Source organism: Lacticigenium naphthae DSM 19658 (assembly GCF_000425865.1).
Lineage (GTDB): Bacteria > Bacillota > Bacilli > Lactobacillales > Carnobacteriaceae_A > Lacticigenium > Lacticigenium naphthae.
Window position 1 is genome coordinate 1 of sequence record NZ_KE384468.1, and the last position, 13,034, is coordinate 13,034.

General features: G+C 33.8%; 7 protein-coding genes and 1 pseudogene. 7 read left to right on the forward strand and 1 reads right to left on the reverse strand.

All coding sequences use genetic code 11. The features are described from left to right. Window positions 1–221: pseudogene (locus H626_RS11595) on the reverse strand (ISL3 family transposase); the annotation flags it as partial. Between the two features lie 291 nt (window positions 222–512). On the opposite strand from H626_RS11595, the gene H626_RS0110040 reads away from it, so the two are divergent. The 7 genes from H626_RS0110040 to pglZ all read left to right on the forward strand — a co-directional run bounded on the left by H626_RS0110040 (window position 513) and on the right by pglZ (window position 12,793). Then, window positions 513–1,187, forward strand: a complete 675-nt coding sequence (locus H626_RS0110040; RefSeq protein ID WP_035619280.1) for an EcsC family protein — start codon at window positions 513–515, stop codon at window positions 1,185–1,187. A 115-nt stretch (window positions 1,188–1,302) separates the two neighbouring features. Continuing rightward, window positions 1,303–1,581, forward strand: a complete 279-nt coding sequence (locus tag H626_RS0110045; protein WP_027109246.1) for a DUF427 domain-containing protein — start codon at window positions 1,303–1,305, stop codon at window positions 1,579–1,581. A gap of 256 nt (window positions 1,582–1,837) precedes the next feature. After that, entirely contained in the window at window positions 1,838–2,443 is a 606-nt protein-coding gene (locus H626_RS0110050; RefSeq protein WP_027109247.1) for a DUF1819 family protein, read from the forward strand. Then, entirely contained in the window at window positions 2,440–3,021 is a 582-nt protein-coding gene (locus H626_RS0110055) for a DUF1788 domain-containing protein (protein ID WP_027109248.1), read from the forward strand. The genes H626_RS0110050 and H626_RS0110055 overlap by 4 nt, the downstream gene beginning before the upstream one ends. A gap of 19 nt (window positions 3,022–3,040) precedes the next feature. Further along, window positions 3,041–6,652: a BREX system P-loop protein BrxC gene (brxC, locus tag H626_RS0110060; protein WP_027109249.1), complete on the forward strand. Its 3,612-nt coding sequence runs from the start codon at window positions 3,041–3,043 to the stop codon at window positions 6,650–6,652. Between the two features lie 12 nt (window positions 6,653–6,664). After that, window positions 6,665–10,225, forward strand: a complete 3,561-nt coding sequence (gene pglX / locus H626_RS0110065; RefSeq protein ID WP_027109250.1) for a BREX-1 system adenine-specific DNA-methyltransferase PglX — start codon at window positions 6,665–6,667, stop codon at window positions 10,223–10,225. A gap of 15 nt (window positions 10,226–10,240) precedes the next feature. Next, window positions 10,241–12,793, forward strand: coding sequence for a BREX-1 system phosphatase PglZ type A (pglZ, locus tag H626_RS0110070; protein WP_027109251.1), 2,553 nt, complete (start codon window positions 10,241–10,243; stop codon window positions 12,791–12,793). Window positions 12,794–13,034 lie beyond the last annotated feature (241 nt).

Genomic DNA, 13,034 nt, shown 5'->3' on the forward strand with positions numbered 1-13,034 from the left:
TTGAGCGTAGATGTTTTTGTTCCGTTTTTAGTCACTGAATAGTTTTGATTAACAGATCCACAGTGATGACAGGCCTTCGGCTTGTAAGTCAATGTCCCTTGATAAACAAGGTAAGTGGTTCCTTTAAGCGTTTCTTCTGGGCATACGTAATTATTTAGATCAAAAAGAATATTTTCATCTTTAATATTCAACGAATTTCGTATAATATGAGAGTGGGTCATGTAGATTCTCCTTTGATTGGTTTTGGTCGACTTAATTATAAGGGAATCTACTGGCCTTTTTCTATACAAAATAAAAAATCGTATCAGCGAGTTCGTTAGAACTCACCAACACGATTAATTATAGAACCATAATAAAAGACTCCAATAGAAATTGTATTGGTTTGTTAGTTCAAAACAATACATTCAGATAAAAGAGGAAAGATTCTGCTATGAAACAGTGTAGAGTCTTTCCTCTTTGCTTTGTTCAGTATGCTATACTATTTTTAAGATCGAATTAGAGGAGGAAAGTCCATGGCCGTCGAACTGGCAGAGGAAACAAATAAAGGTTTAGATTTACTGAATTGGTCCTATCAGCGAACCGTAGAGGGAATACCGAAAGTCTCCAAACCGATTGAAGTTTTGGCAGATGAATATGTACATAGATATAAAAAGTCGGATTTGGCTATTAAAAAGTTGATCAAAAACCAAGTCCAGAAAAATTCAATAAACGGATTCGTCTCGGGTGTCGGAGGAGCATTTACCTTACCTGTAACGGTAGCCGCCATATCCACAAATATTACTTCCGTCATTTACGTTCAGATGAGAATGATTGCTGCAATAGCTTATATAAAAGGATATGACTTGAAAGACGATGAGGTACAGACATTTGTCTACGCTTGTATCGCAGGAAAAGGGATCTCAGATGTTTTCAAAGAGGCAGGAATCACAACGGGTATGAAAATGGGCAAAAATATCATTACCAAAAAAATACCGAGCGAGGTTTTGACAAAAATAAACCAAAAAATCGGATTTCGGTTTATTACGAAAAATGGAACTAAAGGAGTAATCAATTTAACGAAACTAGTACCAGTCGTGGGCGGAATCATCGGTGGCGGATTCGACTATGGAACGACCAAAATCATTGCCACCAGAGCCAATAAAGTGTTTGATTCAACGGGTATAATTAATATGGATGCCTTGGACTGAATGAATAAAAACTGGGCAGATTTGAATAAGTCATGGATAATGAAATATTTCGGCTGAAAAGATATACTGTAAAGTAGATAAACTATGAAGTATATAAGAAACGGAGGTAAAGAAAGTGAAAGCTATCTACAAAGATGTGGTGCTTGCAGAAAGTGATCACACTGAGGTGGTGGAGAAGAACCATTATTTTCCTAGAGAAGATGTAGCAATGGAATATTTTTCTGAAAGCGATAAACAATACACTTGTCCTTGGAAAGGTGAAGCCACATATTATCATATCGAAGTAAATGATGAGCGGATAGAAAATGGTGCTTGGTCTTATGAAAATCCGAAAGATGCCGCAAAGAATATTACCGGTCATATCTGTTTTGATCCGAAGATAGAATTGAGTTAAAGATTTATATATAATAGTCCAGAAAAATGATAAAACCTTCACTCTTGCCATTAATGGCATAAGTGAAGGTTTTTTTTATTTAGTATTTCCATTAATAATCTAGTTTCAAAGCATGTATTATTCTTTTTCTTTATCTAATCAAGAATGGGTGGAGTTGGTATGTTTTTAAAATCATTAAATGAAAAGTAGCATTTTTTAAAACCTTCATGAATGTTATAATTAATAGGACTATATTTTATAGAAGAGGGCGTTCGCAATGAAAAAAAAATATTTAACTACTTTAAACACTCGTCCATTTTTATATCAAGAAACAAGAATGATTACAGAACTTATGGATCAAGGATTGACTGATGAGGATATAAAAGAAAAAGTATTGGAAGAGAATATATTTCAATTGTCTAGTGATGATCGCAAACAAAGCTTCTTGGGTGAAATAAAAAGACGTTTGAACTACTTAGATGAGTTTTTACTTAGAAATTTTATTACGAGTGATTCTCAAACGAGTAAAATAATTCTATTATATGCTATTTTAAAAAAAGATAGGTTGTTTTATGAGTGGATGAGAGAAGTTGTTCTGGATAAGTGGTTGACGCTAGATTATGAAATTTCAAAAAAAGATACAGAGTATTTTTTTGAAAAAAAAATTGAACAAAACGATACTGTTGCCAAATGGAAAAAGGAAACAAGGGCTCGACTAGTGAACTCTTATCATCAAACGCTTGCAGATGCAAATTATGCAAGCATAGTGAATCATAAGATTATTTTGCACAGACCAGTCATTTCTTCAAATGTAGAAAACTATTTAGCAAATAATAAAGATAAGTATATTGTAGAAGTCTTATTAGGGGAGGTTATTCAGTGAGACCCATTGCAGTTCGTGTGGATGAGCTAAAAGAAAAATTATCAGATCCAAAAATTTTAACAAACAAAGGACTAGGGAACGAAGTGGGATTTTATATTTTTGATTATGAACCTGAAGATGAATTAATAGTAAGAGATGCCTTGCCATATATAAAAAAACACATACAAAAAGAAAATCCAGATATTTCTATTCAAGAATTCGATTTGTTTGACATAGCCTTAGAATTCTTCGAACAGAGAGGATATATGGATAAAAACTTTAAAATGGAAGAAAAAAAAGGGAGCGAATTTTTGTATGACAAAATGAAAAAAGCACTAAAATTGGCTACAAATAATGACTGGATCGTAGAATATATAAGTGAACACAAGCAGGAAGGGTCCATGATATTTATCACGGGTATCGGAAAGGTTTATCCTATTGTACGTTCACATACCGTTTTAAACAATTTGCAAGCAGTTGTTGAGAATACACCCTTAATCATGTTTTATCCTGGTCATTACGAAAATGGAAGTTTAAAACTTTTTTCACGTTTTATGGATGATAATTATTACCGTGCGTTTAAACTAATCGAAAATTAATCAAGGAGGTCGATATACGATGAATATTGAACAGTTATTTAAAAAAGATATTACGAGAGATATTCAAGGTGTAATAAAAATTGGTCAGAAAGAAAAAGAGAATATCAAGCAAGAGTTAGAGGAATATGTGGTTACAGAAGAACTGAAAAAGCATTTTGAAACTTTTTATACGGCTTATAATAAAGCCTATAATAAGCCAACTGATCGAATGGGTGTATGGATTTCAGGGTTCTTTGGTTCGGGTAAATCACATTTTTTAAAAATACTGTCCTACTTGTTACAGTCTGATATGGAAATCGATGGAAAAAAACCAGTAGATTTTTTCAGAGACAAACTACATAATCCAGAGTTGTTAGCAGAAATAGAACAAGCTACTCAGTATCCAAGTGAAGTAGTTCTGTTCAATATTGATTCCAAAGCCGATTCCGATAGCAAACAAAATAAAACAGCTATTGTGAAAGTATTTAATAAAGTATTCAACGAGATGAGAGGATATTCCGCCAGTATACCTTGGCTAGCAGAATTAGAAGAAACTCTAGATGAAAATGGTGAGTACGAATCATTTAAAGAATTCTTTAAAAAAGAAACAGATTTGAAATGGGAAGAAGGAAGAGAAGAGCTTTATTATAATTTTGATGAAACGGTTAGTGCTTTAGCTAAAGCTACGCATAACAGTGAAGAAAGCGTGAATCGCTGGCTCGAAAATGGAGAAGATAATTATTCCATTTCAGTTGAACGATTTGCCCAACGTATTCGTAGTTATGTAGATAAAAAAGAGAAAAACTATCGTTTGATATTTTCAGTAGATGAAGTTGGTCAATATATTGCTGAAAACACGGAACTAATGCTCAATCTGCAAACTGTTGTGGAAGATCTAGGAAAATATTGCAATGGGAAAGTGTGGGTATTGGTTACTTCTCAACAAGACATCAATAGTTTGAGCGAACACATGTCTTCAACTGATTTTTCAAAAATCCAAGGCAGATTCAACACCCGCGTAAGTTTAAGCAGTGCAAATGCAGATGAAGTTATTAAGATACGTTTGCTTGATAAGAAAGCTGAAGCCTATTCTACATTACTTAAGATTTATGATAAAAATTCCATTGTGCTGAAAAACAAATTGGAATTTGAAGATGCTGCAACTATGCGTTTTTATAATAGCCGTGAAGATTTTGCCAAAGTTTACCCGTTTGTTCCATATCAATTTAATCTATTACAAAAAGTGTTTACAGGGATCCGTGAACATGGGTCAGCAGGAAAACATTTATCTGATGGAGAACGGAACTTGTTAGAATCTATTCAACAAGCGACCATTGCCAACAAAGATAAAGATTTAACTACGTTGATCCCTTTTTATGTTTTTTACGACAATATTGACCAAGCTTTAGAACATTCGGTGCGATCAACGATTATAAAAGCAGATCAAAATGAATCATTAGGTTCATTTGATGTAAATGTTTTAAAATTACTTTTTCTTATTCGTTACGTAGATGAAATGCCGGGCACTTTAAAAAATCTTACTACCTTAATGATTCATTCAATTGATGAAGACCTGATTGAACTAAACAATAAAATTAAACAATCGCTTGATTTATTAGAAAAAGAATTTTTGATACAGCGAATAGGCAATAAATATTTATTCTTAACGAATGAAGAACAGGATATTAATCGTGAAATAGATAATATTGAAATCCCTACATCTGAATATATTATGGAAGCGGGTAATCGTTTAATTAGCGATGTTTTGAACCTTAGACGCTTTACCTATAAGCCTTTTAATGATCAATCCGATGTAACTTATTTAATGGACCTTTCTCTTTGGATAGACGATCGCTCATTAAGAAATTCTTCATCCTTATTAGGAGTACACTTTATGACTTCTTATTCGGATTATTATGCAGAACAAGAAACACTGGTTTTATCACAAAGGGAACCAGAAAAAATCATTGTGCGATTTCCCGAAGAGGAAGATTTTAAAGAAATAAAAAATTATTTAAAAATTAACCACTATTTAAGAAAACAGACAATACAAGCTGCTACTCCTGTTCAACAGGAAATTCGCCAACGTAAAGCGTCCGAAAGAAAACAGCTGGAAAATGTGTTTTTAGATAAATTAAATTTAGCAATTAGCGAAGCTACAATTATAGTCAACGGTTCTGTAGTAGATATTAGTGGTACACCAAATAAACGAATTGAACAAGGATTGCATTCATTAGTGACCAATGTTTATCCGAAAATCTTTTATATGAAAAAAATGCATACAAAAATAGATCTGGAAAAAATTATCTTTAATAGAGATATTTCTATGTTAGAAGAATACGAAGATGAAAACAGAGAAGCAACAGAAGAAATTGAACGGTATTTAGATATGCAAAAAGAAAGAAATCGGATAGTCACTTTAAATGAAATCTTAAAACGCTACACCACTGAACCTTACGGATGGAATGAACTGGATATTCTAGCGAGTTTAATTCGTTTAGTTAAACTTGAAAAAGTTCTATTTACAGTAAATAGTAAAAAAATGAACTTGCTTGAAGATGACGCTTTAAAAATGATTCAACGTTCGCAATGGCAAGAAAAAATAGTCGTGACAAAACGAAAAACGCTGGATAGTTCTATTTTGAAAAAAGTAAGTGAATTGACGAAAGATTTATTTTCTATCACTTCTATTGGAGATAAAGAGGAAGAAATCTATTCTAGTATTGCCGATAAATTTAGTCAAAAGCAAAAAGAGCTGCAAGATAAAATTCCTTTATATAAAAATGGACGTTATCCAGATCGTGAATTAATACGGGAGACTATTTCAAAGATCGATCGTTTACTGAATATTAAAGACTCAAGAGAATTTTTAACTCATTATGTAGAGTATGGTAATGAGTTTTTAGATAGTTTTGAAGATTTAGAGGATATTCTTGAATTCTTCAAACACCATAAAGAAATATTTGATAAAGCAACAAAACAGACCCAACTGTACGCAGATGACCAAAATTATATTGAAAATGAAGAATTGAGACAAATCTATACAGCTGAAAAAGAAATTTTAGCTATGAATCGTCCGTATCATAAGATGAAGGAATTAAAAGATTGGACTGACCGATTCAATGCAACGTATACAGAGGAATTAGAATCTGTCTCCCAACCCATTCACCAAGCTATTGAACAAGATAAAAGGGATATTGAACAAGAACTTGAAACGCTAAAGGGCTATCCTGAATATGATTGTCTCTACAAGAAGTATAAATTTAAAATAGCCAACGTTGAAGATGGAGTATTGACTGCGAACACAGTCCGCGCATTAAAGTCTTACAAACAAGAATCCAATGTGATTAAGGGAACGTTAATACGAGGAGTTTTCGATGCAAAAGATGAAATCTCCGAAAGAAAAAAACTAAATGATCAATCGCCTAAGATAGAGGTATTCCCACCTGCTGACGACCTACCACCTGAAGTAACCGTTGAACCGGTTGAACCTTTCATCGAAAGCAAACCTGTAATTGTGCACAAAGAAAATATTCTTCAGAACCAGACGATTGAACTACACTCAAAAGATGATGTGGAAAAGTATGTTAGTAAATTAAAAGATAAATTGAATGATTATTTAAAAGAAGCGGATTATATCAAGTTAATATAGAGGAGAGTTACAGTGAATAAAAGTCAATTGCGAAAATTTGCGGTAACGGCACGTCAAAAAATTGAAGAGGCTGTAAAACAGAAGGCTTATAGTTTTGGAATCACGAAAGAAGCGATTCAACCATTGGATGAATTAAGTGATGGGTTGTTAGTCAATGGAAACGTAATGGGCGAACGGGAGCGCAGACAATATACGCATTTAAAAAATCGAATTTTGATTGAAGGCTATCAAAATGTGATGGATGAAGCTGCGTATACTTGGTTTAACCGCTTTGTCGCCTTACGCTACATGGAAGTGAATGACTATTTACCTATTGGGATGTGTATATTATCTTCAAATACACCAAACAAATTAGAACCAGATGCACTGACAAATATTCTCTCTATTGTTGAGGAGTTAGACTTAAATAAAGAACGAGTCTATCACATGCAGGAAGAGAGCCAGCTGAATCAACTCTATCAATATTTATTGATCAAACAAAGCATTCAATTGGGTCAATTTTTGCCAAATGTTTTTGAACCAATTACAGATGACTTGGCTCTTTTAATACCAGATGCTTTATTAAATGACAACAGTGTGATCAGAGACTTTGTCACTATGGTCGATGAAGAAAACTGGAAAGAAGTTGAAATAGTCGGATGGCTGTATCAGTTTTATATTTCAGATGAAAAAGATACTGTATTTAAAAACCTTAAGAAAAACAAAAAAATAGGCAAGAAAGAAATTGGACCGGCTACACAATTATTCACTCCTCGGTGGATTGTCGAATATATGGTTGATAATTCTCTCGGAAGGTTATGGTTAGAGTCTTATCCAGACGAAATATTAAAAAATTCTTTGAATTACTATGTAGAGGATGCAGAGCAAAGCGAAGAAGTCTCAAAAGAATTGGAAACTTTAAAAAATTCTGACTTAAATGTTGAAGAAATTTCTTTCTTAGATCCTAGCTGTGGATCCGGACATATTTTAGTCTATGCATTTGACCTATTCTATAAACTGTATCTGTCTCGTGGATATAGAGAGCGCGAAATACCAAAACTCATTTTAAAAAACAATCTATTCGGATTAGATATTGACAAACGCGCTGCTCAATTAGCTACCTTTGCCTTAATAATGAAAGCTAGAGAATACGATCGCCGTTTATTTAGTCGTGAATTGCAAGCACATATTCTTTCTATCGAAGAAAGCAATTCAGTAAACGAAGAAAATATAAATCTTTTTTCAAAAGGAGAAAATGAAGTTAAAGATGAATTAGTGAAGTTAATTCATACTTTTCATGATGCAAAATTGTATGGATCTATTTTAAAAGTTCCCGAAATAAATAGTCAGGTTATTGAAAAGCAAATGGAATTTATTAGAGAACAAGCTGAATTAGATATTTTGACAAATGATTTGATTGAATACACCTTTCCATTAATTGAAGATTTAATTAACCAATATAAAGTCCTACTAAATAGTACTTATGATGTGGTCGTGACAAATCCACCCTATATGGGTTCGAAAGGAATGCATGCTGACCTCAAAAAGTATTTGAAAAAGTATTATCCTGATGAAAAAAGTGATTTATTTGCAGTGTTTATGGAAGTGACCAGAAATCTTACAAAAGATAAAGGGTTTTTGGGGACTATCAACCAGCATTCATGGATGTTTATTTCTTCTTTTGAAAAATTAAGAAACAAATTACTAAAAACGCAGACGATTATAAATATGATTCATCTGGGAACACGTACTTTCGAAGAAATAGGGGGAGAAGTTGTTCAAAATACTTCTTTTATATCAAGAAATACTTCGGTTGAAAATTATACTGCTCAGTACATTCGCATGGTGGACATAAAAAATGCAGAAGAAAAACAAAATAATTTTTTTAATAAAGAAAACTATTATTTGACAAATCAGAGTGATTTTAGAAAAATTCCAGGAAGCCCCATTGCTTATTGGGCTTACAAGCAAAGTTTCGAAATAATTGAAAAAGCTAAAACAGTTGAAGATTTTTCAGTAACTAGAGCGGGGATGATTACTGGTGATAATAATAAATTTATAAAGCTCTGGTTTGAAGTATACCAAAATAAAATTGGATTAAGTATTGAAAATAGAAATGAAGGAATTAATAGTAAAAAAAAATGGTTCCCATACAGTAAAGGTGGGGGATTTAGAAAGTGGTATGGCAATAAAGAATATGTGGTCAATTGGGAAAATGAAGGATTTGAGATGAGGAATTTAAAAAATAAAGATGGTAAAATTCCTGCGCATGCCTTTAATTTAGATTATATCTTTAAAGAGAATATAACCTGGAACTCTCTTTCATCTTATAAATTTTCAGCTAGGTATATTCAGAATGGATTTCTATATGATGCAAGTGGTTCATTTGCCAATAATGACAATAAGGACGAAATTTACTATCTCCTTGGTTTATTATGTTCAGAAATTGCTTATTACTTTTTATCATTGTTAAATCCTACATTAAATTTTCAAAAAGGGAATATTTCAAATTTGCCAATTATAATGAATAAATTACACAAGGAGAACATCGATTGTTTAGTGAAAAAAAATATTGATATTTCAAAAAAAGATTGGGATTCTTTCGAAACGTCGTGGGATTTCGAGAAACATCCTTTCTTAACATACAAAGAAAACTCTTCTTTAATTCAAGGTAGTTTCAATAAATGGCAGGATGTTGCTGAAGAGCGATTCTATCAATTGAAGGTAAATGAAGAAGAACTGAATCGTATTTTCATTGACATCTATGGGCTTCAAGATGAGTTGACTCCTGATGTGGAAGAAAAAGATGTGACTGTAAGAAAGGCAGATGTGAAACAAGATGTGAAAAGCTTCTTGTCTTATTTAGTTGGACTGATGTTTGGCCGCTATTCATTGGATAAAGAAGGGTTGGCTTATGCAGGGGGGGAATGGGATAGTAGTCAGTATAAAACCTATCAACCTGATACGACCAATATTATTCCGTTGACCCAGGACGAATACTTTAAAGATGATATCATGAATAAAGTGGAAGAATTGATCTGTTCGATTTACGGGAAAGAATCGTTAGAAGAAAACTTACGGTTTATAGCTGAAGCGTTGGATAAAAAAGATACAGAAAGTTCACGTGAACGTATTCGTCGTTATTTTATGAAAGAGTTCTATCAGGATCATGTGAAAATCTATCAAAAACGACCTATCTATTGGCAGTTCACCAGTGGTAAACGAGGAGCTTTCAAAGGCTTAATGTACTTGCATCGCTACAACAAAAATTCGATTGCCCAACTTCGTACAGACTATGTCTTGCATGAAGCCAGTGTATTGGACAATCTGATTAGTCATGAGCAACAATTATTGGAAGATTCTACAAGTACTCCGGTACAAAAAACGCGTGCACAAAAAAACATTGATGAATATACTAAAGACCGTGCCGAGTTAGCTCAATATGATCAAGTGATCAATCACGTTGCTAGACAAGAAATTGATTTGGACTTGGATGATGGCGTTAAAGTAAACTATGAATTGTTTCAAAATGTCGAAGTAACGGATGACCATTCGAATAAACCCAAAGAATTAAATGTATTTGAAAAAATATAAAAAGGAGGTGAGCGAATGGCAGAGGATATTTTATCACACGTGCAATCTTTTTATGACTCTCCCCTAAAAGAAGGAGAGAAACGTAAAATTCTCTACTTGTTTGACAAGGAAGAGGCTTATTCTGAAACGATTAAGGGATGGATAGAGTCACAAGCTGAAGTGAACCTTTTACGTGTGACGACATCCAATTATTTTCATACGAATGTTTTAATTGAAAAAAATTTAAAAGAAAAATCACTTTTCTTATATTTTGCAATGGAACGACCGAGCATTGAAGAGAACCCTTTAATTGATGTACTTTTATATAGTGAAGAATTAAAAGTTGACTCTGAAAGCCAATTGTATTTATCACTGGGTATTGATCCAGATGATGCAGAGATAACAAATACACTTCAGCATTATCCAGTATTTTTCAGATCAAAAACACGTCTGAATCAATTCCAACGTCTTTATCACAATAATCCTTTTCAATCATCCGAAGTGGTTGATTACGCAGTTTTTGCTACGCTGACAAAAGCAGCCTCAGCCTCATGGATGGACGTGCTGATTGAGCTGTTTGATGAAGCAGCTGCAGGAAACAGTTCAAAATGGGATCAAATCGTTAAATTTGGAGACGAAAAACAATTCTGGAAGATGATTGAAAAAATATTGGGGTATGCAGAAGCTACGAGTCCAAGTGGTTCACACTCTATTATGGAATTGATGCAACAAGTCTTTCTCACGCATCTTTCCACGGAGTTGGGAGACTATGTTCCTAAAGAAATGAAACCGTATCTTCTACCAAAAACCAATCCCATTGTCGTGTTTATCAATCAATGGATGAATACGAAGGATAAAGAAGAAGCGTTTGTCTTTGTATCTGCTGTTATTGAAAACGAATGGGACTTTGATGAATTATTTCAAGATTTGCCAATGGAAGCTATTGTTGAATGCGAGTTGTTTTCGTGGTTCGATAGAGAATTGATAGCACGAATCGTTCAGTCAATATGCGTTCAGATAAAAGATAGAAACCGTTTAACCCCATTTATAACGAAAAGGCGCAATACTTTTTGGCATAAACAGTTTTCTCATGAATATGCGTTTCTTAGATGGGCGATCCAGCTGAATCAGTTTACTGAAGAATTTGAAGAAGAATGGGAAATGCTTAGTCAATTAGAAGAGTTATGGCAGTTCTATAGTGAACAAGGGTATCATATTGACCAGGCTTACCGGAAAATGTATGGTATGTATGATGTTCTTCCAGCGGAACGAAGAGAAATACTCATGCCAGTAAAAGAACAGATGGAACGTTTGTATGTGAATAAATACTTAGAAACATTCACGCAAAAGTGGGATAGGTATTATTCTAATTCTCAAGTGTTTGACCCAAGAAAACTACAAGCATCTTTCTATACAAATGAAGTAGAAGCTTATGTGCGGAATAATAGACGGATCGTTGTCATTATTTCGGATGGATTGCGTTATGAAGCTGGGAAAGACTTGTATCTTGAGTTAACGAAAGAGAAGAAATTCAATGGAGAGTTTGATTGGATGCAAACGGAGTTGCCTTCAATCACTTCTGTGGGGATGGCAAGTTTGCTTCCGCATAGTTCCTTGCAATTAAAAGCGGATGGGACAGTCTTTGCAGATGGGATGCCAACGAACAGTACAGTCAATCGCGAGATTATTTTAAAGAGAAACGGACATGAAGAAGCACTAGCGATGAAATCAACGGATATTGAGCAGTTAAATAAAGAACAATTGAGAGAAAAGTTTGCAGGAAAAAAACTCATTTATGTTTATCACAATAAAGTGGATGCGATTGGTGACCATCAGCCGACGGAACAAGCAGTCTTTGATGCAACCCAAGATGGTGTTTCCGAATTGAAACAATTAATGACGCGTTTAACGAATGATGTGAGTATCGGTTCTTTCTTAGTGACGGCAGATCATGGTTATCTGTATACGAGAAGTAGTATTCCTACACAGCAAAAGGTGCCTGTTAAAAAAGAGTCAGATGCTTGGATCAAAAATAAACGATTCATTGTTTCAGAAAAAGAAGAGAAGCATTACAGTGGATTAAGTTTCCTACTGTCTGAACGCTTAGACAACCTCGGATATATTACTGTGCCAAGAGGAATGAATCGCTTTGCTCTACAAGGTGGGGGGTACCAATATAGTCATGGTGGTCATTTACCTCAAGAAATGATGGTCCCTCTTCTACGTATTAAGACGGATCGTTCACGGAATGAATTGCCTGAAGTAGAGATCAGTTTGATCAGTCAAACTCGAACAATTACGAATACGATTGTCTGGTTATCTTTTTTACAAACTGAAGTAGTTAGTGAAGAAAAAGTGGAAAAACAGGTAAAACTGTATTTTGAGGACGATAAGGGAAGAAAAATTTCGAATGAAGTATTGCTGATTGCTGACAGTATGAACAAGTCAAGTGAAGAGCGAGTATTTAAAGAGAAATTTGTCTTTCTAAATGAAAAATATGATCCTTCAGATTTGTATTATTTTGTAATGGAAAATAAAAATGATCCAGATGATGTTACAAAAGAGAGATTTAAACTAGATCTTGTATAGTAAATAAGAAAACGACGATAGCGCATAAATTATGCGACATCGTCGTTTTTGTTTTATGGAATGATGTGAGCACCAGAATACGGTTTGATAGAGTCATAAAAACTTTTGTGTTCCTTTATACCAAAAGATGAGAGAGTACCAAAATAAAAGAGTTAGACAAACGCTACACGTTGGAGTTCCTTTATACCAAAAGATGAGAGAGAAGATGAGAGAGAAGATGAGAGAGTACCAAAATAGCATG